Origin of the sequence: Nonomuraea turcica, from assembly GCF_030718205.1 — a bacterium.
GTDB lineage: Bacteria > Actinomycetota > Actinomycetes > Streptosporangiales > Streptosporangiaceae > Nonomuraea.
In genome coordinates this window covers 18,265-43,856 of sequence record NZ_JAUZQF010000022.1, presented here as the reverse complement: position 1 = coordinate 43,856, position 25,592 = coordinate 18,265, and the positions used below count along the sequence as shown (strand labels likewise).

Here is a 25,592-nt window from a genome sequence, read left to right as displayed (position 1 = left end):
GCATCTCGCCGAGCTCTAGGCTGCGCCCGGATCGTAGGTAAAGCGCCCAACCCTCGTCGTGGACCGGCGCCCCGTACAGGATGGGCTCATTCGTGACGCTCGCCGGCCACAGGGCATAGACCCCGCAGCCGGCAACCAGCAGGAACGCCGCGGCGCATCGGCCGGCTCGGGAGCGACGGGAGCGGCGTGCTAAGCCGGTCCAAGTGCCAGACACGTGGATGATCGTACGGAAGGAGGCGCCGCGGCGGAAGATCGTCGGACCAGCTGACCGGCCATCGGATCACTCCGACGGGATGTTACGTTTCCGCAGGCTTCGCCGCGGCGGTGAGGCGTTCCTGCTCCTCCTTGACGATCCGCTCGGCCAGGGCCTCGTCCGAGACATCGATTGCCTCGGGCGTGGACTCGGCGAGGTGGCTGCGCCTGGCGTAGGCGTCGAACAGCTCCGCCTTCGCATAGAGGATCCGCAACAGCCGTTCGTCCACGCTGCCGGGCGTGAGCAGCCGATGCACCTGGACCCGGCGCACCTGGCCGATGCGGTGGGCGCGGGCCACGGCCTGGCTCTCCACCGTCGGCTTGACCTGCGGCTCGCAGATGATGACGACCGAGGCCGCCTGCAGGTTGAGCCCCACCCCGCCGGTCTGGATCTGCGCGAGCAGCACCGCGTGCCCCCGCGCCGCTGTGAAAGCGTCGACCACCGCCTGGCGGCGTTCGGGTCCGAGGTCGCCACGGAGCGGCCCATGAATCGGCGAGTCGATGGCCGCGCCAACGGTGGTGAGAACATCGCGAAAATAGGAGAACACGACGACCTTGAGCCCGGTACGAGCCGCTTCGTCGACCAGTTCGCGTAACCGCTCCAGCTTGGCAGACCGCTCCGGCACCGCGTACGCGGCGCGGCGCATCGCCATGAACGACCCCGACTCCACCGCCTGGCAGTAGGCGGCGGCGTCGGCGGCGCTGAACTCCTCCCACTCGTCCACGTGGACCAGCTCGGGCAGCTCCGTCACCACGTCCACCTGGTTGCGCCGCAGGTAGACGGGCGCGACGGCGCGACGGAACTCCTGCGCCCGTTCGATCCCGTCGCCCAGCTCGATCTTGGAAAACAACCCGGGTTGCAGGTGATCCACCAGAGCGCGGAACTCCTCGACCCGGTTCTCCATCGGCGTGCCGGTCATGAACAGCGCCCACCCGGCCACACGGCACCACCGGGCCACCGCCTTGGAGCGGCGGGTCTCCGGGTTCTTGGCGTAGTGCGCCTCGTCCACGACGAGCATCCCCACCCGCGGCACGAGGTCCAGCCGGTGCAGCCCGTCGAACGTGATGACCGCGACCCCGCCGTTCTCCCGCCAGGCGGCGTGCCCCAGGGGCCGCTCATCGCCATGCAGCCGATAGGCCTTTAAGGAGCTGCGGGCCTCGATCTCCCGCAGCCAGTTGATCAGTACGCTCGCCGGACACACCACCAGGGAATGCGTCGTGCCGTTGGCGTGCAGGTGCGCCAGAACGGCAATGGCCTGAATCGTCTTGCCCAATCCCATTTCGTCACCGAGAATCACCCGGCGCTGGACGAGCGCGAACCGCGCGCCGAACGCCTGGTATCCCCGGAGCGAAACCCGCCGCAGACTGTCGTCGAGCTCTTGCTCCCTGACCTGCTCCGCCAGGTCTGCAGGCAGAAACCCTTCCGCGGCGGCCCGGTCCGGCGCGGCGAGGGCGGACAGCTCCGCCAGGAGGTTGTAGTAGTCGGCGGCGCGAATCTCGAAGTCGATCCACGCCTGCGTCCCATCCGGCAACGGCCGCAGCAGATCGGTGGTGGCCTGGGCGATGAGCAGCCTAGTCTCGGTCTCGTCGGCCAGCAGGCCGGCGATCCGCTCCGTGGCCTCCTCGGCCCTGGCGCGGCGCCGCTTTCCCGAGAACATTCTGCGTAACCAGTTGCTCAGGGGCCGGGCGTGCGGGATCAACCGGTCGAGCCGCTGCACGACCACCTCGGCAGTGTGCCGAGCACGCGGCAGGTCGGGACCGGCGACGACCGACCGGTGCAGGGCGATGAGCAACCGCGTGGTGTCGGCGTCCCGGTTCTCGACGTCGATGTGAGCGATCTTGGAGTCGCGCACGGCCTGCGCGATGCGCTGGGCCGCTCTCTGCGCCTTCCATCGGGTCTGCGGCCCGACGCCGGGCACTTTCTGCAGCTCGTACGCCGTCGCGTCGAGCACGCTGACCACGGTGGTGTAGCCGGCCTCCTCCAACGCCCCGAATCGCAGCCGTCCGCCGGTGACGTCCTTCAGCCGGGAAACTGGCATGGCGGCGAGTTCCGCCCGGGCCTGCCGCCCGCGCAGCGGCTCGAGCGCGGCACGGACCTCCGCCGCCGCCTTGTCATGCTCGGCGAGGAGCTCCCGCGCGTCGCCGGCCAGCCGCACCGCCCGGCGTAACAAGCTCCGGACGTCCCCCGTGGACCATGACTCCATAGGCCAGAAGGTAGCGCTTAGAGGACGCCTGCGGCGATCGGCGCGTGCCGCGGCGAACTGAGGGATGGAGCGATGGTGCCGCCGGTGGTTTCATACGGCCATGGCGACAGATTGGACGCCAGATCGGTGTGCGCGTGTGATGGCGGGCGTGGAGGAGCAGGACGAGCTCACTCATGTCGATCTTCCTGCGGCCATGTCTGGCCTGCGCCGCCGGCTCGGGTCGGGTACGGACATGACGGTAGAGGCCTTGGCGCTGGCGCGGGAGGCGGCCGTCCGGGCAAGCCTCGGGCCGGTCCGCCCCGCGCACCTGACGGCCGCGGCCGTGCTCTGCGACGGCTGTGTCGCGGATGTGAAGGACGCCGCCGGCAGGTCCATGGCGGCCGCGCTGGCCGCGTGCGTTTACGCCGTGCGGCATTCGGACGTGCACGTCGTCACCGGCCTGCAGCCTGCCGATCGGGACTTCGAACGGTTCACCCCGATGTACGACCGCCTGGGGCTGCGAGCAGCGCTCCTCGCCGACCGGTCAACGCCGGAGGAACGTAAGGAGGCGTATGGGGCGGATGTTCTCTACAGCCCGGCCTACGAGCTGTGCTACGACTACGTGCGGGACCACCTGGCATGGCAGGTCGACGAGTATGTTCAGCGGGGCCGCCAGGTCGCGATCCTCGATGGGATCGACGACATCCTCATCCAGCACGGCAGGTCCCCCGCTGTCGTCAGCCGCACCGAGAGCCGGCCGGACCAATATCGCGACTCCCGTGAGCATGTGCCATACCTGCGGCCGGGCGAACACTTCCACGTCTCCGGACGGCAGGCCCGGCTGACCCCGCGTGGCCTCGATCATCTGGGTCTGGATCACGGTGTGCACCCTCTCACCCTCATCCGGCGCCGCCGGGTGGAGGAGGCACTCGTGGCGGCCCACTGCTACCACGTGAACCGCGACTACACCGTTCGCAAAGGCGCGGTCGTGGGTGATGTTCCTGCGGGAATCCGGCATGCCTTGGAGGCGAAGGAAGGGCTCGAGATCACCGACGAGACCCAGACGCTCGGAGAGACCCTGCCCTGGGACTACTACCGGACCTACGACACGCTGGTCGGCCTGTCGCCGACGGCCGGCCCGCACGCGTCGATGCTGGACGCTCTCGCCGGAGCGACGGTGGTCATGATCACGCATGACGACGACGTCCTCCCCGCTCCGGACGGCCCGACCGCACGCTCCGCTCGCCAATGGATCGCTGACCTGCTCGAATTCACGGAAGTGCGCCGCATGCAGCGGGACACGATCTACGCGCGCCGGAGGGCGGCCCTGCACGGCGAGGACGGCGACTGGGTGCCGGGGACGCTGGACTCGGTCGTCGACCGTTATGTGGCCATGTTTCACCCGGACGCTCATGGCCTCCACCGGCACCTGCACGATCTGTACCCCACACGATTGACGGAAGACGACCTGACCGGCGAGCGGGAGCAGGTCATCGAACGTGTCCGGACCGACGCGCAGGCGGCCTTACGGCGCCGTCGGCACGACCTCGGCGAGGACCTCGCCGCCGAGGTGGCGCGCCGGGTGTGGATCTCGGTCACCGACAGAGCATGGCGGGAGCACTTGATCGCGCTGGAATATCTGTCCGTCGGATTCGTCCCTGAGCCTTCGCAGGACCCGCGGGCCCACTACAAGGACCTGGCGGCCCGGTTGTTCTACGACACCGTCGAACGCATCCGGGAGGATTCCATGGGGTTCCTGTTCAACCTCGATGTGACCTGAGCGCGGCGGCACTCCTCTCCCGCAACGTACCGGCCGGTCGGTACGTTGCTGGATCAGAGCCGGTAGTCGAAGGTGTAGGAGTGGCCGCCATCCGGGCCGATGACGATGCCCATCTCGCCCCTCAGGCCGCGCAACTCCCCCGTCGCCGAGTCCGGCACCACGGAAATGCGCAGCGACTGCTCGCCCTGGTCGCTCACCGCGTTGTGCTGGACGACGAAACTGCCGGATCGCACAACGGGAAACCAGAATCCGCGAAATCACTTGCAGCAGTAACGCGGCCGGGTCTACCATCGGCGATGGTCGAACGAGTGAGCGATAACCAAGCCACGCGGGAGATCACTGCTATGGAACAAGGCGGCCGGGCTGGTCGTCTCAGGACGTGGAGGCTTCGGGGCTGCCCGGTCGGTGAAGCGTCAAGCACCCCGTTCCATAACCCATGGCGTCCAAGCCGTGGGTTGCCGTCGAAGGCGGCACGGGAATCCTCGTCCCTACAGGGCGAGGTGCAGGTCAACTGTCAGCTTCCGTCAGGTACCGGTGAGGCGCTCCACCACCGGCGCGAAGGCGTCCAGGCATTGGGCGTTCACCGACACGTACGAGACCCCGAGCCGGTCCCTGCGCCGCAGCAGAACGTCGGCCATCTCGCCGGGCGTCCCCCGGAGCACGCCGGTGGCGGTGTCGTCGAGGGAGCCGAGCCAGGCGGGCGGCTCGGTGCCGGCGGCGGCGAGGTTCATGCCGAGCTCGAGATCGTCGAAGCGGTCGCCGGCCAGCTCGTACAGCTCGTCCAGCTTCGCCGCCACCTGCTCCTCCGTGGCTTGTGGGGGCACGCCGAGAGCGACCGTGTCGGCCCTGGCCGCGGCCAGCCTGAGCAGCCGGGTGCCGGAGGCGGCGAGCAGGATGGGCACGTCCTTGACGGCGTCGATGGTCTCGGAGAGCCGCTCGATTCGCTCGCTCGGCGTGCCGAACCTGACGCCGAGCTCGGCGGCGTCGCGTTCGGCGTCCGGCCGGCCTGCGCCCAGGCCCAGCTCGAACCGGCCGCCGGTGAGGGTCTGCAGGGTGGCGGTCTCCCACGCCATGGCGCGCGGGGTGCGGTTGGCGACGCTCAGCACGTACGTGCCGACGCGCAGACTCGTCGTGACCGCGGCGGCCGTGGCGCAGGCGGCGAAGGGCGAGAGGGTGCCGAGCGTGTCGGGCACCAGCAGCGTGGCGTAGCCGAGGTCCTCGGCCCGGCGAGCCAGGCCGGTCCAGTCGGGGGCGTGTCCGGCGACCGCGCCGAACCTGAACAGGTGATCGGTCATGCCCTAACGATCGCCGACCGGCACCCCGATGACATCGTCCCGGGGGCCGGTGACCGGCTACATCCGGCGGTGCAGCCGCCCGGGGCGGACTACTCCCCCAGAAGTATCCGCGTGAAGTCGTTGGCGAACGTGCCCGCCGGGTCCAGCCGCCGCGCCAGCGAGCGGAACCGGTCCGGGCAGGACGGCCACCGGGTGAACAGCTTGCCCCAGTGCGGGCGGAGGTCGAACGGCGCCAGCGTCTCCTCCACCAACTCCAGCACCGGCAGCACACCTGCCAGGTCCTTGACCCAGGTGAAGTGGATGCCCACGCTGTCGCGTCCGCGGAAGGGGCTGAGCCACAGGTCGTCGGCGGCGATCGAGCGGACCTCCGAGATCTGCAGGACGGGGCGGATCCTGTCGCCGATCGCGTACAGCTCGCGGAGCGCCTTGACGGCGTGCTCCCTTGGCAGGATCAGCTCCGACTGCAGTTCGTCGCCGGCGCCGCTGGGCTCGAAGTCGGGGCGGAAGTGCGGCAGGCGCTCGTGCCACGGTCCCGGCACGCCGAGCTGGAGAGTGCAGCTGTCGGCCGGCATGGTCGGCAGCGGGTGGCGTGGGGCGTCGGCGGGGCGGGTGCCGTACCAGTCGGGGCTGGTCAGCTCCTCGGTGCGCTTCAGCCAGACGCGGGTGTCGCGCCAGTCGGTGAAGAGGCTGACGCTGTAGCCGCTCGACATGATCTCGTCGAAGTCGGCGAGCGCGTCGACGGACAGGCCCTCGCGGACGTATTGGCGCACCTCGAAGGCGGGCACCAGGTCGAGCGTCAGCGACGTCACGACGCCGAGGGCGCCCAGCGCCACCACCGCGCCGGGGAAGTCGGCGTCGCCGCGCGACAGGGTGAGCACCGAGCCGTCGGCGGTGACGAGGTCGAGCGACGCCACGGCGGCGGCCAGCCCCTGGATCGTGTCGCCGGAGCCGTGCGTGCCGGTCGCGACCGAGCCGGCCACGGAGATGTGCGGCAGCGAGGCCATGTTCGCCAGCGCGAAGCCGGCCTGGTGCAGGATCGGCGCGAGCCGCGCGTACGTCATGCGCGCGGGCACCCGCACCTGGGCCGCCGCGCTGTCGATCTCCACGGCGTCCGGCATCCGATCGAGGACCACCAGGTCGCCGGTGGTGTCCGCGACGTCGTTGAACGAGTGGCCGCTCCCCAGCGCCCGCACCTGGGAACTGGCCGAGACGAGCCGCTGGAGCTCGTCGAGCGAGGTCGGGTGATGAACGTCTCGTGCCCGGAATGCGGTGTTTCCCGCCCAGTTGGTCAGCGTCACGGCCTTACCTTCCCACAGCGCGCACCTTGTCAGCCCGGCCCGGGTGTCGCTAGTTTCATGACCCGCTGACGGAGGTGTGCCGTGCTCTATCTGTCCCAGGCTCTCGGCCTGGTCACGCTCGTGCTCTGGCTCTACTGCCTCTTCGACGTGATCACCACTCCGGACACGCTCTGCCGTAATCTGCCCAAGATCGCGTGGGTGGTGATCGTGTTGTTGTTCCCGCTGGTCGGCTCGATCATCTGGCTGGTGGCGGGGCGGCCGCAGCGGACGGAGACGCCGACGCGGCCCAGCGCGTTTCCCGAGTACGACCGCCCGGGCCGGTTCGCCGCGACCAACCCGGACGACGACGAGGAGTTCCTGCGCCGCTGCCGCGAACGTGCCGAGGAGCAGCGCAGGAACGCCCCGAAGAAACCCGCCGACGAGGACTAGAGGCCCTGGGCCAGGCGGTAGTACGCCTGGTTCCAGCGCAGCTCCTTGGTGAACCGCTCGGTCGTGGTGTCGGCGTCGATGACCAGCAGCTCCACGCCGAGCATGTCGGCGAAGTCGGTCAGCTCCTCGCGGCTGACGGCCGTGGAGAGCACCGTGTGGTGCGGGGCGCCGGCGGTCAGCCACGACTCCGTGGACGTCCGCAGGTTGGGGCGGGGGCTCCAGACCGCGCGGGCCACCGGCAGCTTGGGCAGCGGCTGCGGCGGCGCCACGATGTCGATCTCGTTGGCCACCAGGCGGAACCTGTCGCCCATGTCGGCCAGGCCCACGACGATGCCGGGCCCCGGCTCGGCGTCGAACACCAGCCGGACCGGGTCCTCCCTGCCGCCGATGCCCAGCGGGTGGATCTCGCACGACGGCGTGCCGGCCGCGATGGACGGGCAGACCTCGAGCATGTGCGCGCCGAGGATGAGCTCATTGCCGGGCGTCAGGTCGTAGGTGTAGTCCTCCATGAAGGAGGTGCCGCCGGGCGTCATGGCCTTGAGCGTGCGCAGCAGGACCGAGGTCTTCCAGTCGCCCTCGCCGCCGAAGCCGTACCCGTCGGCCATGAGCCGCTGCACGGCCAGGCCGGGGAGCTGGCGCAGGCCGCCGAGGTCCTCGAAGTTGGTGGTGAACGCCTTGTAGCCGCCGGCCTCGAGGAAGCTCCGCAGGCCCAGCTCGATCCTGGCCGCGTAGCGCAGCGACTCGTTGCGCTCGCTGAGCAACTCGGGCGCGACGGTGTACTGCTCGGCGTACTCCTTGACCAGCGCCGTCACGTCGGCGTCCGAGGCCGCGTCCACGGCCTCGACCAGGTCGTTGACGCCGTAGGTGTTGACCGAGACGCCGAAGCGCAGCTGGGCCTCGACCTTGTCGCCCTCGGTGACGGCCACGTCGCGCATGTTGTCGCCGAAACGCACGAGCTTGAGCGTGCGGACCTCGGCCAGGCCCGTCGCGGCGCGCACCCAGGTCATGATGCGCTCGCCCACCGCCGGGTCGCTGACGTGCCCGGCGACGGTCTTGCGCGGCACGCCCACGCGGGTCTGGATGTGGCCGAACTCGCGGTCGCCGTGGGCGGCCTGGTTGAGGTTCATGAAGTCCATGTCGATGGTGCTCCACGGGAGCTCGACATTGGCCTGGGTGTGCAGGTGCAGCAGCGGCTTACGCAGCGCGTCGAGGCCGGCGATCCACATCTTGGCCGGGGAGAACGTGTGCATCCACGCGATCACGCCGGCGCACGAGTCGTCCGCGTTGGCCTCGAGCATGATCCGCCGGATCGCGGCGGCGTCGGTGAGCACGGGCTTCCACTCGACGGAGACGGGCAGCTGCTCGGCGATACGCTGCGACTGCTCGGCCACCTGCCGCAGCGTGTCCTCGCCGTACAGTCCCTGGCTGCCGGTCAGAAACCAGATCTTCAACGCGGGCTCCTCTGTCCGTAGACGTTCTGATAGCGGTCGTAGAGGCGGTCGATGTCGTCCTGCGCGATGGGCAGCGGGGTGCCGAGCTGGCGGGCCACGTGCACGGTACGCGCCACGTCCTCGCACATCACGGCCGCCTTCACCGCGGACTTCGGGTCCTTGCCGATGCTGAACACGCCGTGGTTCTGCATGAGCACGGCCTTCGAGCGGTGGCCCTTGAGCGTCTCGACGATGCCCTGGCCGATGGAGTCGTCGCCGATCAGCGCGAACGGGCCGATCGGGATCTCGCCGCCGAACTCGTCGGCCATCGCGGTCAGCACGCACGGGATGGGCTCGCCGAGGGCGGCCCAGGCGGAGGCGTACGTCGAGTGGGTGTGCACGACGCCGCCGACGTCCGGCATGTTGCGGTAGACGTAGGCGTGCGCGGCGGTGTCGCTGGACGGCGCGTGCTCGCCCTCCACGAGGTTACCGTCGAGGTCGCACACGACCATGTTCTCCGGCGTCAGCTCGTCGTAGGAGACCCCGGACGGCTTGATGACGAACAGGTCCTCGCCCGGGATCCTGCCGGAAACGTTTCCAGCAGTCCAGACGACAAGGTTGTAGCGGACCAGCTCGGCATGCAGGTCCGCGACGATCTTTCTCATGTTCACGCGTGGGCCTCGTTCCTGATCGCGCGCAGCGTGTGCAGCATCTGTCCGTCAGCGAAGAAGTCGTGGAGCCTGCGGTATTCGGCGTAGAGCCGGTCGTAGGCGTCCGCACGGGCCTCGTCGGGCACGTACGCGGCCTCGGTGCGCTTGCCCATGGCCGCCGCGGCCTCCTCGATGCCCGGGTAGGCGCCGCCGGCGACGGCCGCGTGGATGGCGGAGCCGAGCGCGGGCCCCTGGTCGGAGCCGATGACCGACAGCGGGCGGCGCAGCACGTCGGCGTAGACCTGCATGAGGAAGGGGTTCTTGAGCAGGCCGCCGGCGACGATGAACTCCTCGACGGGCACGCCCGACTTCTCGAAGGTCTCCACGATCATGCGGGCGCCGAACGCGGTGGACTCGATGAGGGCGCGGTAGACGTCCTCCGGCTTGGTGGCCAGGGTCTGGCCGATGATCACGCCGGAGAGGTTGTGGTCCACGAGCACCGAGCGGTTGCCGCCGAACCAGTCCAGCGCCACCAGCCCGTGCTGGCCCACCGCCTGCTTCTCGGCCAGCGCCGTGAGTGCTTCGTGCCCGTCGGTCCCGAAGGTGTCCACGAACCAGGCGAAGATGTCGCCGACCGCGGACTGACCGGCCTCGTACCCCCACAGGCCCGGGACGATGCCGTCGCGTACGACGCCGCACATGCCGGGCACCTCGGCGTGCTGGTCGCTGGGCATGACGTGGCAGGTCGAGGTGCCCATGATGGCCACCATCTGGCCGGGCCGCACGGCGTCGGCGGCGGCGTTGGTGACGTGGGCGTCCACGTTGCCGACGGCCACGGCGACGCCCTCGGGCAGGCCCGTCCACGCGGCGGCCTGATCGGTCAGCCGGCCGGCGAGTCCGCCGAGAGGGGCGACCGTGACGCCGTTGATGTCCTCACCGACCTGGCCGGTGGCGAGCTTGCCGACGAAGCCGGCGAAGCCCGGGTTCAGCTCGGCCAGGAACTCCTCCGACGGGTAGGCCCCGTCCTGGAAGATGCCCTTGTAGCCGACGGTGCAGATGTTGCGGCTCTCGACGCCGGTGAGCTGCCAGATGATCCAGTCGGCGGCCTCGATCCAGCGCTCGGTCCGGGCGTAGACGTCCGGGGCCTCCTCCAGCAGCTGCAGGCCCTTGGCGAACTCCCACTCGGAGGAGATCTTGCCGCCGTAACGCGGCAGCCAGCTCTCGCCGCGGCGTGCGGCCAGCTCGTTGATCCGGTCGGCGTGCGGCTGCGCGGCGTGGTGCTTCCACAGCTTCGGCCAGGCGTGCGGCAGCTCGGGCGTCTCGAAGCACAGGGGCGTGCCGTCGGCCGTGGCCGGCAGGACGGTGCAGGCGGTGAAGTCGGTGCCGATGCCGATGACCTGCTCGGGCTCGACGCCGGCGGCGGCGATGGCCGCGGGCACGGCGATCTTGAGCACGTCAATCCAGTCCTGCGGCGACTGCAGCGCCCAGTCCGGGCCCAGCTTCACGCCGGAGCCGGGGAGGGTCTGCTCGATGACGCGGTGGGTGTACTCGTGGACGGCGCTGCCCAGCTCGGCGCCGTCGCTCACGCGGACGACGACCGCACGCCCGGACAGCGTGCCGAAGTCGACTCCGACCACGTAATTGTTAGCGTTCACATTGAACTCCAGAGGGGGTTTCCGGGGGCATGCCCATCATCTACCGGCACAGGCTGTACTCGACCTCACCACGAAGCTGGGCCTCACGACCAGTCGCTCGAACGCGGTGTGGCCCACATCGATCTGCCGCAGCAGCACCTCGATGCAGTGCCTGCCTACCACGTCGAAGTCCTGTCTGACAGTCGTGAGCGGTGGCGAGAAGAATTCGGACTCGGGGATGTCGTCGAAGCCGACCACGCTGATCTGCTCGGGGACCCGCACGCCCAGCTCGCCGAGCGCGCGCAACACGCCGAGCGCCATCTGGTCGTTGGCCGCGAAGACGGCGGTGACGCCGTCCATCGCGGCCAGGCTCTTGCCCGCCTCGTAACCGGCGCGCGGGCTCCAGTCACCGGCCAGCGGCTCGGGCACCGGCCGACCGGCCTCCTCCAGGGCGGCACGCCAGCCCTGGAGCCTGCCCTCGGTCTCCAGCCACTCCGGCGGGCCGCTGACGTGCCAGACCGTCTCGTGGCCCTGCTCCAGCAGGTGCCGCGTGGCGAGCTTGGCGCCCTCGACCTGATCGATGCAGACCGCCGACACGTCGGCCCGGTAGGTGGTGCCCTCGACCGCCACCGCCGGCATGCCGGGCGGCAGCCCCTCCAGAGCGGCCGTGGCGGACAGTTGCGGCGCGACCACCACGACGCCGTCCACGCCCTGCTCGGTGAGGTAGTCGATGGCGTCGCGCACATTGTGGGCGTCGATCGTCTTCAGGCTCACGATGCTGACGAAGTAGCCCGCGGTCCTGGCCGCCTGCTCGATGCCGTAGATCGTGCTGGCCGGGCCGTACAGCGTGGTGTCGAAGCTGACCACGCCGAGCGTCCGGGACCGCTTGGTGACCAGGGCGCGGGCGACCAGGTTGCGCCGGTAGCCCAGCCTGGTGATCGCCTCCTCCACCCTGGCCCTGGTGCCGGGCCGGACGTTCGGGTGGTCATTGAGCACCCGGGAGACCGTCTGATGCGATACGCCTGCCTCCCTGGCCACGTCGGCCATGACCGGGAGGCGACGTTTGGGGGTGGTCACGGTCTCTCCTTTCGCGGGGCTCCGAGGATCTTACTTATCGCGACGCGCCTGCCCTGCGCTTGGTCCAGACATCGAACGCGACAGCGGCGAGGAGCACGGCGCCCTTGACGAGCATGACCCGCTCGCTCGGGGAGCCGATGAGGGACATGCCGTTGTTGATGACCGCCATGATCAGGCCGCCGGTGATCGCGCCGACCACCTTGCCGACGCCGCCCTGGACGGCCGCGCCGCCGATGAAGGCCGCGGCGATGGCGTCCAGCTCGAAGCTGTTACCCGCGGTCGGACCCGCCTGGTTGAGCCGGCCGGCGAAGATGATGCCGGCGATCGCCGACAACACGCCCATGTTCACGAAGATCCAGAAGACCACCGACTTGACCTTCACGCCGGACATGACGGCCGCCTGGAGGTTGCCGCCGATGGCGTAGATCTGCCGGCCGAAGACCGTGCGGTTGGCCATCAGCGAGTACGCCAGCACCAGCACCGCCAACAGCACCAGCACCCACGGCAGGTTCTTGAAGCGGGCCAGCTGCACGACGAGGAAGAGGATCAGTGCGGCCCCAGCCGCCATCTTCAGCACGAACAGCGCCATCGGCTCGACCGACTGGCCGTAGCCCTTGCGGGCGCCCCGGGTGCGCCACTGCGAGGTCACCATGCCGGCGATCGCGACCAGGCCGATGAGGAGGCTGAACAGGTCGGCGCCGCCGAGCGGGCCGAGGCCGATGTTGCCGAGGTAGCCGTTGGTGAAGCCGTTGGCCAGCGTGCGGACCTGGTCGGGGAACGGGCCGATGCCCTGGTTGCCGAGCACGGTGAGGGTCAGCGCCCGGAACAGCAGCATGCCGGCCAGCGTCACGATGAACGCGGGGATGCCGAAGTACGCGATCCAGTAGCCCTGCCAGGCTCCGATCAGCGCGCCGGCCACCAGCGTGATGAGCAGCGCCAGCGGCCACGGCATGCCCATGTTGACCATGAGCACGGCGGCCAGCGCCCCGGTGACCGCCACCACCGAGCCGACCGACAGGTCGATGTGCCCGGCGATGATGATCAGGATCATGCCGATCGCGAGGATCAGGACGTAGGAGTTCTGGACGATGATGTTGGAGATGTTCTGCGGCTGAAGCAGGGCGCCGTCGGTCAGCACCGAGAACAGCGCGATGATCAGCGCGAAGGCGATGTAGATACCGCTCGAACGCAGGTTCAGCGACAGTCCGCCGAGCGACACCCGTCCCGGCTGCCGTGGCGCTCCCCCGTCGCCCTTGGCGCCGACCTGCACGTCGGCGGGCGTGATGCTACTCATCTTTCCTGTCCCTTGGTCATCAAGTACATGAGGTGTTCCTGCGTGGCCTCCTGGTGCGGCACCTCGCCGGTGATGCGTCCCTCGGAGAGGGTGTAGATGCGGTCGCACAGGCCCAGCAGCTCGGGCAGCTCAGAAGAGATCACCAGCACGGCCTTGCCCTCGTCGGCCAGGCGGTTGATGATCGTGTAGATCTCGTACTTGGCGCCGACGTCGATGCCTCGGGTCGGCTCGTCGAGGATGAGCACGTCGGGCTCGGTCAGGATCCACTTGGAGAGCACGACCTTCTGCTGGTTGCCGCCGCTGAGCTTGCCGACGACGCTGTTGACGCTGGGCGCCTTGATGTTCATGCTCCGGTGGAACTCTTCGGCGACCCGGTATTCCTCGTTCTCGTTGACCCAGCCCCGCTTGGACAGGCCTCTGAGGCCGGCCGCGCTGATGTTGCGCTTGATGTCCTCGATGAGGTTGAGCCCGTACCTCTTGCGGTCCTCGGTGGCGTAGGCGATGCCGTGCCTGATCGCGTCCTGGACGTTGCGGATCTCGACCGGGCGGCCGTCCTTGAAGATCTTGCCGGAGATGTGCACGCCGTACGTGCGGCCGAACACGCTCATCGCCAGCTCGGTGCGCCCGGCGCCCATCAGCCCCGCAAGGCCCACGATCTCACCGCGACGCAACGTGAGACTGGCTCCGTCGACCACCTTCCTGCCTGGTTGGCTGGGGCTGTAGACGGTCCAGTCCTCGATGCGCAGCGCCTCCTCCCCGATCGTGGACTCGTGGGGCGGGAAACGGTTGTCCAGCGCGCGGCCGACCATGCCGGAGATGATGCGGTCCTCGGTCACGTGGTCCGAGGCCATGTCCAGCGTCTCGATCGTCCGCCCGTCGCGGATGATCGTGACGGAGTCGGCGATCGCGATGACCTCGTTCAGCTTGTGGGAGATGATCACGCACGTGATGCCCTCGTCCCGCAGGCCACGCAGCAGGCCCAGCAAGTGGGCGGAGTCGTCGTCATTGAGCGCGGCGGTCGGCTCGTCGAGAATGAGGAGCTTGACCTCCTTCGACAGCGCCTTGGCGATCTCAACGAGCTGCTGCTTGCCCACGCCGATGTCGGAGATCGGCGTCGTCGGGTTCTCTCGCAGGCCGACCCGCTTCATGAGCTCGCCGGCCTCGTAGTTGGTGCGGTTCCAGTCGATGACGCCGCGCTTGGCGCGCTCGTTGCCGAGGAAGATGTTCTCGGCGATCGACAGCTGCGGGCTGAGCGCCAGCTCCTGGTGGATGATGACGATGCCGGCGTGCTCGCTGTCGCGGATGCCGCCGAACTCGCTCCGCTTGCCCTCGAAGGTGATCTCGCCCTCGTACTCGCCATGCGGGTAGACCCCGGACAGCACCTTCATCAGCGTCGACTTGCCGGCGCCGTTCTCGCCGCAGATCGCGTGGATCTCGCCCCGCCGTACGGACAGGTTGACGTCCTGCAGCGCCTTGACACCTGGGAACGTCTTGGTGATCCCGCTCATCCGCAAGATGTGCTCGGTCATAGTGCCCCTCACTCAGAGCAGCCCCGGGGACGCGCAGGCGTCCCCGGGGCCAAAGCCCTTACTTGAGCTGGTCCTCGGTGTAGTAGTTGCCGCCGATGATGACGTCCTTGTAGTTGGACTTGTCGACGATCACCGGGTCGAGCAGGTACGACGGGACGACCTTGTTGCCGTTGTCGTAGTCCTTCTCGTTGTTGACCTCGGGCTTCTGGCCCTTGAGCACGGCGTCGGCCATCTTCACGGTCTGCTCCGCGAGCTTGCGGGTGTCCTTGAAGATGGTGGAGTACTGCTCATCAGCGATGATCGACTTCACCGACTGGAGCTCGGCGTCCTGGCCGGTCACGATCGGGTACGGCTTGCCGTAGCCGGAGCTCTTCAGCGCCGACAGGATGCCGATGGAAAGGCCGTCGTACGGGGAGAGCACGCCGTCGACCTTGGTGCCGCCGGTGTAGGTCTTGGTGAGGATGTCCTCCATGCGCTTCTGCGCCGTGGCGGGGTCCCACCGCAGGATGGCGGCCTGCTTGAAGTCCGTCTGGCCGCTCGCGACCTTCAGGGTGCCGTCGTCGATCTTCGGCTTGAGCACCGACATGGCGCCGTTCCAGAAGAACGTGGCGTTGTTGTCGTCGGGCGAGCCGCCGAACAGCTCGACGTTGAACGGGCCCTTCTTGCCGTCCTCGACGCCCAGGCCCTTCAGGAGGGAGGTGGCCTGCTGCACGCCGACCTTGAAGTTGTCGAACGTGGCGTAGTAGTCGACGTTGGGGCTGTTACGGATGAGCCGGTCGTAGGCGATGACCGGGATCTTGTTGTCGGCGGCCTGCTGCAGCTGCGAGGTGATCGCCGTGCCGTCGATCGAGGCGATGATCAGGAGCTTGGCGCCCTTGGTGATCTGGTTCTCGATCTGGTTGGCCTGGGTGGGGATGTCGTTCTCGGCGTACTGGAGGTCGACCTTGTAGCCGAGCGCCTCCAGCTGCTTCTTGACGTTGTCGCCGTCGTGGATCCAGCGCTCCGACGACTTGGTGGGCATGGTGACACCGATCAGTGCGCCCGCGCTGCCGGCGGACGCCGAGGTGGAGGCCTCGGCGTCAACGGTCTTCTGGCTGGAGCCACAGGCCGTCATGGTTGCGGCGAGCGCGATGGCGGACACCACGCCCCCGATTCGTCCCAACCTCATGAATGCATCTCCTTGCGATGGGGGTCGCGGCAGCGCTGGAACGCGGCGGCTGCCGATGAAACAGCGAGTTTGATCACTTGAACGTGACGAATCAGTACAAAGTTCGCGTTTCGTTTCCGCCGATTGTTATCGCTAACAAAGTCTATGTCAACGCCCGACCATAACCGCACGGAAACTTTCCGGTAACACTCTACGCAGGTCAGCGGCGTGACCGAGCCGAGAACAAACGTTGAAGCAGGATGAAGACGAAGAGCAACAATCCAATGAAGATCTTTGTCCACCATGAGCTGAGCGTGCCCTCGAAGCTGATGATCGTCTGGATCAGGCCCAGGACGAGCACTCCGAGCACGGTGCCCAGCAAGAAGCCGGTGCCGCCGGTCAGGAGCGTACCGCCGATCACGACCGCCGCAATGGCGTCCAGCTCCATGCCCACGGCGTGCAGGCCGTAGCCGGAGAGCATGTAGAACGACAGCAGCACCCCGCCGAGCGCCGAGCAGAAACCGCTGATCGTGTAGACGGCGATCTTCGTCCGCCCCACGGGCAGCCCCATCAGCAGCGCCGACTGCTCGCTGCCGCCGGTGGCGTACACGGATCTGCCCAGGCGCGTGTAGTGCAGGACGTACACCGCCACGCCCACGACCACCAGCGCGATGATCACGCTCGGTGAGATCCACATGTCCGCGAACAGGTCGATCCGCGTCTGGGCGAAGGCCGTGAACGTGGCGTCCTCGATCGGGATCGAGTCCGTTCCGATCGTGTAACACAACCCGCGCGCCAGGAACATGCCCGCCAGCGTCACGATGAACGGCTGGATGTCGAAGGCGTGCACGATGTAGCCCATCACCAGCCCGAGCCCGGACCCGATGGCCAGCACCAGCGGCACCACCAGGTACGGCGGCCACCCCGGCCCCGCCATCAGGCTCGCCGAGATCATCGTGGACAGCGCCACGACCGAGCCGACCGACAGGTCGATGCCCCCGGTCAGGATCACGAACGTCATCCCGACCGCCACCACCAGCAGGAAGGCGTTGTCGATGAAGACGTTGAGAATGATCTGCCCGGTGGCGAAGCCCTCGTAGCGGATGCCGCCCACCACGAACATGGCGGCGAACAGGCTGGCCGTCACCAGGACAGGGAGGTACTTGGCCGGAATGGACGTCCGGCCGATGGCTATCGCGGTCACGCGGTCACCCGCACTTTCTCCTCGGGGGCCGGGCTGGGCGGTGCGGTTCGCCCGCGTCGGTGGAACGCCTTCGCGCGGAAGGACGGGGACTGGATGAGGCAGACGGCCGTCACGACCAGCGCCTTGAACAGCAGCGTGGTCTCCGGCGGCACGCCGATCGAATAAATGGTCGTGGTCAGCGTCTGGATGATCAGCGCGCCCAGGACGGTGCCGCTGAGCGAGAACCGGCCGCCGGACAGCGACGTGCCGCCGATCACCACGGCCAGGATGGCGTCCAATTCGATCCACAGGCCGGCGTTGTTGCCGTCGGCGCTGGAGACGTTCGAGCTGATCATCAGGCCGGCGACGCCCGCGCACAGGGCGGCGAACGCGTACACCATGATGATGATCCCGCGCGACCGGATGCCGGCCAGCCTGCTGGCCTCGGCGTTGCCGCCGACGGACTCCAGCAGCATGCCCAGCGCCAGCCGCCGGGTGAGGAACGCCGTCAGCGCCAGCACGCCGATCACGATGAGGATGCCCACCGGCACGGTCAGCCAGTAACCGCCGCCGATCACCTTGTACGCCGGGCTGTTGACCGTGATGATCTGCCCGTCGGTGATGAGCTGGGCCAGACCACGCCCGGCCACCATGAGGATGAGCGTGGCGATGATCGGCTGGATGCCGACGGCGGCGACCAGGAACCCGTTCCAGGCCCCCAGCACCAGGCACAACACCAGCGCCGACACCACGGCCGTGAACAGGCTCGCGTCCTGGCTGATCTGCAGGCACGCCAGCGCGCCCGAGATCGCCACCACCGAGCCCACCGACAGGTCGATGCCGCCCGTGGCGATGACCAGGGTCATGCCGAGCGAGACCAGGATCAGTGGCGCGCCGAAGCGCAGGATGTCGATCAGGCTGCCGTACAGGTGGCCGTCTTTGACCTCGATCGAGAAGAAGCTGGGCGTGAAGAACACGTTCAGCGCCAGCAGCAGCACGAGGACCACCACCGGCCACAGCAGGCGTCTCATGAGGCTCGCCCTCCGCTCGCGCTCCCATTGCTCGCACCGCTCGCGATGGTCTCCATCAGCACGTCCGTCGTCAAAGAGTCGTCGTTGGGCAGCTCGGCCACCAGCCGCCGGTCACGCAGGACCTCGACCTTGTGGCTGAGCCGCAGCACCTCCTCCAGCTCGGCGGAGATGAACAGCACCGCCATGCCGCCGTCGGACAACTCCGTCACCAGCCGCTGGATCTCGGTCTTCGCCCCGACGTCGATGCCCCGGGTGGGCTCGTCGAGGATGAGCAGTCTGGGCTCGAGGATGAGCCACCTGGCCAGCAGGACCTTCTGCTGGTTGCCGCCGCTGAGGTTGCGGACGAGGTGCTCGGGGTTGGCCGGGCTGATCTTCAGCGCCTTGATGTACTTGCCGACCAGCTCGTCCTGCTGCTCGCGGGGCACCGGCCTGGTCCAGCCCCTGGTGGCCTGGAGCGCCAGGATGATGTTCTCCCTGACCGTGAGGTCGGGGATGAGGCCGTCGGCCTTCCGGTTCTCCGAGCAGAACGCGATCTTGTGGGTCATGGCGACGCGCGGCGTACGCAACGACGCCGACGAGCCGCTGATGGCGATCTCCCCGGTGCCGGCGTGGTCGGCGCCGAACAGCAGCCTGGCGACCTCCGTACGGCCGGAGCCGAGCAGCCCGGCCAGGCCGACGACCTCGCCTTCGTGGATGGTCAGCGTGAACGGCTCGATCGCCCCGGTGCGGCCCAGCTCGCGGGCCTCGATCAGAGGGCGGTCGAAGACCTTGGCCTCGCCGTGCAGGCGCTCCAGCGCGGCCAGCTCCTGGCCGATCATCTTGGCGACGAGCTGGATCTGGCTCAGCTCGCGGGTGAGGTACTCGCCGACGAGCTTCCCGTTGCGAAGAATCGTCATACGGTCCGAAATTTCATAGATCTGGTCGAGAAAGTGGGAGACGAAGAGGATGGCGATGCCCTCCTCCTTGAGTCGCCTCATCACTCTGAACAGCTGCTCGACCTCGCCCGCGTCCAGGCTGGACGTGGGCTCGTCCAGGATCAGCACCCGGGCCTCGACGTCGATCGCCCGCGCGATGGCCACCATCTGCTGGATGGCCAGCGAGTACGTCGACAGCGGCGCGGACACGTCCAGGCTCAGCTCCAGTCGCGCCAGCAGCTCGTTCGCCCTGGCCCGCATGCGCTTCCAGTCGATGCGCCCGAAGCGGCGCGGCTCGCGGCCGATGAAGATGTTCTCGGCCACGGACAGGTTCGTGCAGAGGTTGACCTCCTGGTAGACCGTGCTGATGCCGGCCTGCTGCGCCTCCAGGGGGCTGCCGAACGCGACCGGCGCGCCGCCCAGCTCGATGGTGCCCGCGTCGGCGGGGTATACGCCGGTGAGCACCTTGATCAGGGTGGACTTGCCCGCGCCGTTCTCTCCCATGAGCGCGTGCACCTCACCGGGCAGCAGCCGCAGGTCCACGCTGTCCAGGGCCTTCACCCCCGGGAACTGTTTGCCGATCCCGCTCATCGTCAGGACCGGCGCGGGAACTGCCATGTCGCCCCTTCCGTGTTCATACTCTGCTCTGCCTCGTCACTACGCCTTCTCTGTCCCGCCGTCCAGACAGACGGTGGCCGCGCCGCCGCCCGCCCTCCAACCGGCGTCCCTCGAAAGGAGCCCGGCCGAAGTGCGGCCGGCGGCGGGGTCCGATGATCAGTACTGGCGGGTGGACAGGACCTGCTTGGCCTGTTCCTGGTCGAACGTGGTCTCCTCGGTCACCACGCGGGCCGGCACCTGCTCGCCCTTGACGACCTTCTTGGCCAGGTCCATCAGCTGCGGGCCAAGCAGCGGGGAGCACTCGACGATGTAGTTGATCTTCCCGTCGGCGAGCGCCTGCATGCCGTCCTTGACGGCGTCGACAGTGATGATCTTGATGTCCTTGCCGGGCACCTTGCCCGCACCCTCGATGGCCTCGATGGCGCCCAGACCCATGTCGTCGTTGTGCGCGTACAACACATCGATGTCCGGGTTGGACTTCAGGAAGGCGTCCATGACCTCCTTGCCCTTGGCCCGGGTGAAGTCGCCGGTCTGCGAAGCGACGATCTTGAACTTCGACTCCGCCCCGATGATCTCCTGGAAGCCGGCCTTGCGGTCGTTGGCCGGGGCCGAACCCGTCGTGCCCTGCAGTTCGACGATGTTCACCGGGTCGGTGCTGTCCTTGTACTCCTCCACCAGCCACTTACCGGCCTTGCGGCCCTCCTCGACGAAGTCCGAGCCGAGGAAGGTCTTGTAGAGGGAGGTGTCCTTGGAGTCCACGGCGCGGTCGGTCAGGATGACCGGGATCTTCGCGTTCTGCGCCTCCTTGAGCACCGTGTCCCAGCCGGACTCCACCACCGGCGAGAAGGCGATGATGTCCACCTTCTGCTGGATGTAGGAGCGAATGGCCTTGATCTGGTTCTCCTGCTTCTGCTGGGCGTCGGAGAACTTGAGCTCGATGCCCGCGTTCTTGGCCGCGTCCTGCACGGACTTGGTGTTCGCCGTCCGCCAGCCGCTCTCCGCGCCGACCTGCGAGAAGCCCATGGTGATCGTGCTGTCGCCGCCACCGCTCGTGCCGGCAGTCGTGCTGCCGCCACTGCCACAGGCCGCCACCGACATCGCGGCGAGACCGGCGACCACCAACGCCGAGATCCTCTTGAACACTTGGGGGATTCCCTTCTGATGTGAACGCTAACAGTCCGGGGACCGGACGCCGGCGCCTGCTACCTTCCAGTACGGCTCAGACCCGGACCGTGCTGGCCCGGAGTACGAACGTCGGCGGCACCACGAGCCGCTGCCGCTCCTCGGGACCGCCTTCGAGCTGCCGTACGAGCACCTCGATGCTGTGTCTTCCCACCGCGTCGAAGTCCTGCCTGATGGTCGTGAGCGGCGGCGAGAAGTACGCCGACTCGGGGATGTCGTCGAAGCCGACGACGCTCACCTGGCCGGGCACTCTCACCCCCTGCTCGGTGAACGCCCGCAGCACCCCAAGCGCCATCTGATCGTTGGCGACGAAGACCGCGGTGACGTTCTTCATGCGCGCCAGGCTGCGACCCGCCTCGTATCCCGAGCGCGGGCTCCAGTCCCCGGCGAGCGGTTGCGGGGCCTCGCGGCCCGCCTGCTCCAGCGCGGCCCGCCACCCGGCCACGCGACCCTCGGCCTCCAGCCAGTCGGAGGGGCCGCTGACATGCCAGACCGTCTCGTGGCCCAGCGACAGCAGGTGCTCGGTGGCGAGCCTGCCGCCCGCGACCTGGTCCACGCAGACCACCGACACATCGCCCGCCTCGCCGCCTTCGACGGCGACCGTGGGGATGCCGAGCGGCAGGTCGGCCAGGGCCCGGGCGGCCGAGCGCTGCGGCGCGACCACCACGACCCCATCCACGCCCTGATCGGCCAGGTAGTCGAGGGCGTCGCGGACGCCGCCCTTGTCGATGGACTTGAGGCTGACGATGCTGACGAAGTAGCCGGCCGACCTGGCCGCCTGCTCGATTCCGTACACCGTGCTGGCCGGGCCGTACAGCGTGGTGTCGAAGCTCACCACGCCGAGCGTCCTCGACCTCTTGGTGACCAGGGCGCGGGCGACGAGGTTACGGCGGTAGCCGAGCTTGTCGATCGCCTCGAGCACCCGGGTGCGGGTCTCGCTACGCACGTTCGGGTGATCGTTGAGCACGCGCGAGACCGTCTGATGCGACACGCCGGCTTCCTTGGCCACGTCGGCCATGACCGGCAGGCGGCGCCCCAGGGCGGGTCTCATTGCCGTACTCCTTTCCTGGCTTGGCCACGACTGTGAACGTTAACAACCGGTCTCGTCAAGGGTCGCCGGATTACGGTCGGATTACGTGAGCCAGGCTCTTGACGGGGCCGCCGACCAGTCCTTAACTTGTCCCGAATCGCAGTTGTTAACGCTAACTAAAATGTTAGCGCTAACAAAACCCGAGGAGCCCCCCACTCATGATGCGAATCGCCTTATCCGCCCTGCTCGTAGCGGGTCTGCTGGTGGCGCCACCACCGGCGGCGGCCGCGCTGGCGGATCCCATCCCCGAAGGCGCGGTCGTCGACCAGTTCGACGGGACCACGCTGGGTGAGGACTGGACGGTCCTGTCGCCCGACGACTCCCGCTGGTCGGTGTCCGCGAGCGTGCTCCACCTGGACACCCTGACCGGCGACACCCACCAAGGCTCGAACAACGCCAGGAACCTCTTCCTCGTCGACGTCCCCGCGGGCGACTTCGAGGTGGTCACCAAGCTCAGCGCGCCGGTCACGCTCGACTACCAGAGCGCCGGCCTGCTGGCCTGGCAAGACTGGGACAACTACGTACGGGCCGGGCTGGCCCACGTCGGCTTCGCCGGCGGCCCGGTGATCGAGACCGCGACCGAGGTCGGAGCGGCCTTCACCTCGACCTTCGCGGCCCGTCCCGGTTCCTCCGCCGAGATCGTCAAGCTGGCGCGGGCCGGGGACGAGTTCACGTCCTCCTACTGGGACGGCTCGGCGTGGGTGCAGGCGGCCAAGATGACCGCACGGCTCAACGTCAAGCAGCTCGGGCTGTTCGCGCTGTCGGCGCAGAACGGCACGTCCATGCGCGCCGACTTCGACTACATCGCCGTGAAGGCGGCCGAGGGCCAGGCCGTGGTGCCGGCGGGCGCGTTCACCCTGCGGGCGACGACGCTGCCATACCTGTCGGCCGACAAGTCCGGCGCGGTGCGGGCCACGGCGCGGCCGCCGATGACCGGCCTGGCCGTCACGGCCACGGCCAGCGGCGACGGCGTGACGCTCAAGGACGTGGACACGGGGAAATACCTGCAGGCCACCGACCAGGTGCGGCTGAGCGGGACCGCGTCGGTCTTCCAGCTCAAGGACGCCGGCGGCGGCAAGGTCACGCTCTCCTCCGGCGCCCGCAACGTCTCCATCAGCGACGGCAGGCTCGTCATGGGGACGGAGGCGACGAAGTTCCGCGTCGAGGACTACCTGTCCGGCAAGCTCACCGTGGATGCCAAGGCCAAAGGCACCAAGGTCAGCCCGAACCTCTACGGGGTGTTCTACGAGGACATCAACCACGCCGCCGACGGCGGGCTGTACGCCGAGCTGGTGCAGAACCGCTCGTTCGAGTTCAACTCCGTCGACGAGCGCTCCTACACGGGCCTGACCGCCTGGAGCAAGGCCGAGCGCGGCGCCACCGCCACCCTCACGGTCACCGGTGAAGACCCTCTGAACCCCAACAACCGCAACTACCTGCGGCTCGATGTCGCCGGCGACGGCACGGCCGGGGTGAGCAACGCCGGCTTCAACCGCGGCCTGCCGCTGAAGGCCGGCAAGCGGTACGACCTGTCGCTGTGGGCCAGGCGGGCGCAGGACGCGCCGCTGACGGTCACGGCCGAGGATGGGACCACCGTGCTCGGCACCGCGACGCTGCAGGTCAAGGCGGGCGGCTGGGCCCAGTACACGGCCTCGTTCACGGCGTCGGCCACCACGGACGCCGGCCGCCTGATCGTCCAGGCTCCCGCCGGGCGGACCGACCTGGACATGGTCTCGCTGTTCCCGCATGACACCTTCAAGGGGCACGGCATGCGGACGGACCTGGCCAAGATGATCGCCGACCTGGAGCCGCGGTTCCTGCGCTTCCCCGGCGGCTGCGTGACGAACGTCGGCACGTACGACCCGTACTCGCTGAACCAGGAGCGGCGGCGCATCTACCAGTGGAAGGAGACGATCGGCCCGGTCGAGGAGCGGCCGACGAACTTCAACTTCTGGGGTTACAACCAGACGTATGGAATCGGCTACTTCGAGTACTTCCAGTTCGCCGAGGACATCGGGGCCGAGGCGCTGCCGGTGTTGTCGGTGGGCGTCAACGGCTGCGGCGAGAACCGGCCGCTGACCGACGAGGCCAAGCTGGCCACGTGGGTGCAGGACACGCTCGACCTGATCGAGTTCGCCAACGGGCCGGTCACCTCCGAGTGGGGGAAGAAGCGGGCCGAGCTGGGGCATCCCAAGCCGTTCGGGCTGGACTACATCGGGCTGGGGAACGAGGAGATCTACCCCGAGTTCTTCACGAACTACCCGAAGTTCGCGAGCGCCATCCGGGCCAAGTACCCGGACATCAAGATCATCAGCAACTCGGGGCAGACGTCGGGAGGCGCCTGGTTCGACCGGATGTGGCAGTTCGCCCGCGACCAGAAGGCCGACCTGGTCGACGAGCACTACTACAACAACCCCGATTGGTTCCTGACCAACAACCACCGTTACGACTCCTATGACCGCAACGGGCCGAAGGTGTTCGTGGGCGAGTACGCCTCCCGCGGCAACACCTTCGGGAACGCGCTGGCGGAGGCGTCGTACATCACGGGCCTGGAGCGCAACTCCGACGTGGTGGAGCTGGCCTCGTACGCGCCGCTGCTGGCCAACGTGGACTACGTGGACTGGACGCCCGACCTCATCTGGTTCGACAACGACCAGGCGTACGGCTCGCCCAGCTACCACGTGCAGCGGCTGTTCTCCACGAATGTGGGCGACCGGGTGGTGCCGAGCTCGTTCGAGGCCGAGGCGCAGCCGGTGGAGGACATCAAGGGCGCGGTGGGCCTCGGGGCCTGGCGCACCCAGGTGCGCTACGACGACGTGAAGGTCACCGCGAAGGACGGGACCGTCCTGCTGTCGGACGACTTCTCGGCGGGCGCGTCCCAGTGGACCCCTGGGCTGGGGACGTGGGCCGTGCAGGATGGCGCGTACGTGCAGTCCGCGCTCGTCGAGGACGCCAGGTCCACAGCGGGCTCCGCTGACTGGTCGAACTACACGATGGAGGTGACCGCCCGCAAGACCGGCGGGGCCGAGGGCTTCCTGGTGATGTTCGGCGTGCGGGACACCGGCAACTTCTACTGGTGGAACGTCGGCGGCTGGAACAACACCCAGTCCGCCATCGAGAAGTCCGTGAACGGCGGCAAGTCCTCGATCGCCACGTCCGCCACCACGGTCGAGACCGGCCGGGACCACCGGCTGAAGATCGAGGTGAGCGGGCGCAAGATCACGACCTGGCTGGACGGGCAGAAGGTCAACGAGTTCGTGGACAGTGGCCGGGTCGAGCCGCTGTACCAGGTGGTGTCCAGGGACGGTGACGCGGTGACGCTCAAGGTCGTCAACGCCCAGGACACCGCCGTACGCAGCACCGTCGACCTCGGCGGCCTCCAGGTCCGTCCCACGGCCAAGGTCACGTCGCTGACCGGTGCGCCGTCGGACATGAACTCGATCGCGGACCCGGAGCGGGTGGCGCCGGTGGAGTGGCGGGAGAACGGCTTCTCCTCGTCCTTCACCTACGACTTCCCGGCCCAATCGGTGACGTTCGTGAAGCTCACGGAACGGTGAGACCCGGGGGCGGCGCCGC

General features: G+C 68.5%; 19 protein-coding genes. 3 read left to right on the top strand and 16 right to left on the bottom strand.

Features of this window, described 5'->3' with window-relative positions:
* Positions 1 to 296: 296 nt before the first annotated feature.
* Positions 297 to 2,456 carry a DEAD/DEAH box helicase gene (locus tag Q9G87_RS43390; protein ID WP_305922460.1) on the bottom strand — a complete coding sequence of 720 codons (2,160 nt, stop codon included), beginning with the start codon at positions 2,454 to 2,456 and terminating at the stop codon, positions 297 to 299.
* 64 nt (positions 2,457 to 2,520) lie between these two features.
* Between Q9G87_RS43390 and Q9G87_RS43385 the strand changes: the two genes are divergently transcribed.
* Positions 2,521 to 4,215: a hypothetical protein gene (locus Q9G87_RS43385; RefSeq protein WP_371825916.1), complete on the top strand. Its 1,695-nt coding sequence runs from the start codon at positions 2,521 to 2,523 to the stop codon at positions 4,213 to 4,215.
* Positions 4,216 to 4,268: 53 nt separating this feature from the next.
* Here the strand turns inward: Q9G87_RS43385 and Q9G87_RS43380 are convergent, their stop codons facing one another.
* The 3 genes from Q9G87_RS43380 to Q9G87_RS43370 form a co-directional block, all read right to left on the bottom strand.
* Positions 4,269 to 4,448, bottom strand: coding sequence for a DUF3224 domain-containing protein (locus Q9G87_RS43380; protein ID WP_305922459.1), 180 nt, complete (start codon positions 4,446 to 4,448; stop codon positions 4,269 to 4,271).
* 291 nt (positions 4,449 to 4,739) lie between these two features.
* Positions 4,740 to 5,510 (bottom strand): LLM class flavin-dependent oxidoreductase, encoded by a 771-nt coding sequence (locus Q9G87_RS43375; RefSeq protein ID WP_305922458.1) that lies wholly within the window; start codon positions 5,508 to 5,510, stop codon positions 4,740 to 4,742.
* An 89-nt stretch (positions 5,511 to 5,599) separates the two neighbouring features.
* Positions 5,600 to 6,808: an FAD-binding protein gene (locus Q9G87_RS43370; RefSeq protein ID WP_305922457.1), complete on the bottom strand. Its 1,209-nt coding sequence runs from the start codon at positions 6,806 to 6,808 to the stop codon at positions 5,600 to 5,602.
* Positions 6,809 to 6,889: 81 nt separating this feature from the next.
* On the opposite strand from Q9G87_RS43370, the gene Q9G87_RS43365 reads away from it, so the two are divergent.
* Positions 6,890 to 7,237 (top strand): PLD nuclease N-terminal domain-containing protein, encoded by a 348-nt coding sequence (locus tag Q9G87_RS43365; protein ID WP_305922456.1) that lies wholly within the window; start codon positions 6,890 to 6,892, stop codon positions 7,235 to 7,237.
* Here Q9G87_RS43365 and araA read toward each other — a convergent pair.
* The 12 genes from araA to Q9G87_RS43305 form a co-directional block, all read right to left on the bottom strand.
* Positions 7,234 to 8,688 (bottom strand): L-arabinose isomerase, encoded by a 1,455-nt coding sequence (gene araA, locus Q9G87_RS43360; protein ID WP_305922455.1) that lies wholly within the window; start codon positions 8,686 to 8,688, stop codon positions 7,234 to 7,236. The two genes, Q9G87_RS43365 and araA, sit on opposite strands and share 4 nt — an antisense overlap.
* A complete protein-coding gene (locus tag Q9G87_RS43355) occupies positions 8,685 to 9,332 on the bottom strand; it encodes an L-ribulose-5-phosphate 4-epimerase (RefSeq protein WP_305922610.1) in 648 nt (215 codons plus the stop codon). The genes araA and Q9G87_RS43355 overlap by 4 nt, the downstream gene beginning before the upstream one ends.
* 2 nt (positions 9,333 to 9,334) lie before the next feature.
* Positions 9,335 to 10,954 carry a ribulokinase gene (gene araB, locus Q9G87_RS43350; protein ID WP_305922609.1) on the bottom strand — a complete coding sequence of 540 codons (1,620 nt, stop codon included), beginning with the start codon at positions 10,952 to 10,954 and terminating at the stop codon, positions 9,335 to 9,337.
* Between the two features lie 54 nt (positions 10,955 to 11,008).
* Complete coding sequence (locus Q9G87_RS43345; RefSeq protein WP_305922454.1) at positions 11,009 to 12,028, bottom strand: LacI family DNA-binding transcriptional regulator; 1,020 nt, start codon at positions 12,026 to 12,028, stop codon at positions 11,009 to 11,011.
* A 34-nt stretch (positions 12,029 to 12,062) separates the two neighbouring features.
* On the bottom strand, positions 12,063 to 13,322 hold the full coding sequence (mmsB, locus tag Q9G87_RS43340) for a multiple monosaccharide ABC transporter permease (RefSeq protein WP_305922453.1): 1,260 nt from the start codon (positions 13,320 to 13,322) through the stop codon (positions 12,063 to 12,065).
* Entirely contained in the window at positions 13,319 to 14,851 is a 1,533-nt protein-coding gene (gene mmsA, locus Q9G87_RS43335; protein WP_305922452.1) for a multiple monosaccharide ABC transporter ATP-binding protein, read from the bottom strand. Before mmsA ends, mmsB begins: the two co-directional genes overlap by 4 nt.
* Positions 14,852 to 14,909: 58 nt before the next feature.
* Positions 14,910 to 16,019: a multiple monosaccharide ABC transporter substrate-binding protein gene (gene chvE, locus Q9G87_RS43330; RefSeq protein WP_305922451.1), complete on the bottom strand. Its 1,110-nt coding sequence runs from the start codon at positions 16,017 to 16,019 to the stop codon at positions 14,910 to 14,912.
* 199 nt (positions 16,020 to 16,218) lie between these two features.
* The gene (yjfF, locus tag Q9G87_RS43325; protein ID WP_305922450.1) at positions 16,219 to 17,202 is read right to left on the bottom strand and encodes a galactofuranose ABC transporter, permease protein YjfF; all 984 of its coding nucleotides are present in this window, start codon (positions 17,200 to 17,202) and stop codon (positions 16,219 to 16,221) included.
* On the bottom strand, positions 17,199 to 18,212 hold the full coding sequence (locus Q9G87_RS43320) for an ABC transporter permease (protein ID WP_305922449.1): 1,014 nt from the start codon (positions 18,210 to 18,212) through the stop codon (positions 17,199 to 17,201). The genes yjfF and Q9G87_RS43320 overlap by 4 nt, the downstream gene beginning before the upstream one ends.
* Positions 18,209 to 19,744 (bottom strand): sugar ABC transporter ATP-binding protein, encoded by a 1,536-nt coding sequence (locus tag Q9G87_RS43315; RefSeq protein ID WP_305922448.1) that lies wholly within the window; start codon positions 19,742 to 19,744, stop codon positions 18,209 to 18,211. The genes Q9G87_RS43320 and Q9G87_RS43315 overlap by 4 nt, the downstream gene beginning before the upstream one ends.
* Positions 19,745 to 19,900: 156 nt before the next feature.
* Positions 19,901 to 20,887 (bottom strand): ABC transporter substrate-binding protein, encoded by a 987-nt coding sequence (locus Q9G87_RS43310; RefSeq protein ID WP_305922447.1) that lies wholly within the window; start codon positions 20,885 to 20,887, stop codon positions 19,901 to 19,903.
* Between the two features lie 76 nt (positions 20,888 to 20,963).
* Positions 20,964 to 21,977, bottom strand: coding sequence for a LacI family DNA-binding transcriptional regulator (locus Q9G87_RS43305; protein WP_305922446.1), 1,014 nt, complete (start codon positions 21,975 to 21,977; stop codon positions 20,964 to 20,966).
* A gap of 197 nt (positions 21,978 to 22,174) precedes the next feature.
* Between Q9G87_RS43305 and Q9G87_RS43300 the strand changes: the two genes are divergently transcribed.
* Positions 22,175 to 25,573 (top strand): alpha-L-arabinofuranosidase C-terminal domain-containing protein, encoded by a 3,399-nt coding sequence (locus Q9G87_RS43300; protein WP_305922445.1) that lies wholly within the window; start codon positions 22,175 to 22,177, stop codon positions 25,571 to 25,573.
* The last annotated feature ends 19 nt before the right edge of the window (positions 25,574 to 25,592 follow it).

Excerpts from the sequence above, each read along its gene's own strand:
- Q9G87_RS43315 (WP_305922448.1), bottom strand. The coding sequence starts at position 19,744 with ATGGCAGTTCCCGCGCCGGTCCTGACGATGAGCGGGATCGGCAAACAG.
- mmsA (WP_305922452.1), bottom strand. The coding sequence starts at position 14,851 with ATGACCGAGCACATCTTGCGGATGAGCGGGATCACCAAGACGTTCCCA.
- Q9G87_RS43305 (WP_305922446.1), bottom strand. The coding sequence starts at position 21,977 with ATGAGACCCGCCCTGGGGCGCCGCCTGCCGGTCATGGCCGACGTGGCC.
- Q9G87_RS43320 (WP_305922449.1), bottom strand. The coding sequence starts at position 18,212 with ATGAGACGCCTGCTGTGGCCGGTGGTGGTCCTCGTGCTGCTGCTGGCG.
- Q9G87_RS43385 (WP_371825916.1), top strand. The coding sequence starts at position 2,521 with ATGGAGCGATGGTGCCGCCGGTGGTTTCATACGGCCATGGCGACAGAT.
- Q9G87_RS43375 (WP_305922458.1), bottom strand. The coding sequence starts at position 5,510 with ATGACCGATCACCTGTTCAGGTTCGGCGCGGTCGCCGGACACGCCCCC.
- Q9G87_RS43390 (WP_305922460.1), bottom strand. The coding sequence starts at position 2,456 with ATGGAGTCATGGTCCACGGGGGACGTCCGGAGCTTGTTACGCCGGGCG.
- mmsB (WP_305922453.1), bottom strand. The coding sequence starts at position 13,322 with ATGAGTAGCATCACGCCCGCCGACGTGCAGGTCGGCGCCAAGGGCGAC.
- Q9G87_RS43300 (WP_305922445.1), top strand. The coding sequence starts at position 22,175 with ATGATGCGAATCGCCTTATCCGCCCTGCTCGTAGCGGGTCTGCTGGTG.
- chvE (WP_305922451.1), bottom strand. The coding sequence starts at position 16,019 with ATGAGGTTGGGACGAATCGGGGGCGTGGTGTCCGCCATCGCGCTCGCC.
- Q9G87_RS43355 (WP_305922610.1), bottom strand. The coding sequence starts at position 9,332 with ATGAGAAAGATCGTCGCGGACCTGCATGCCGAGCTGGTCCGCTACAAC.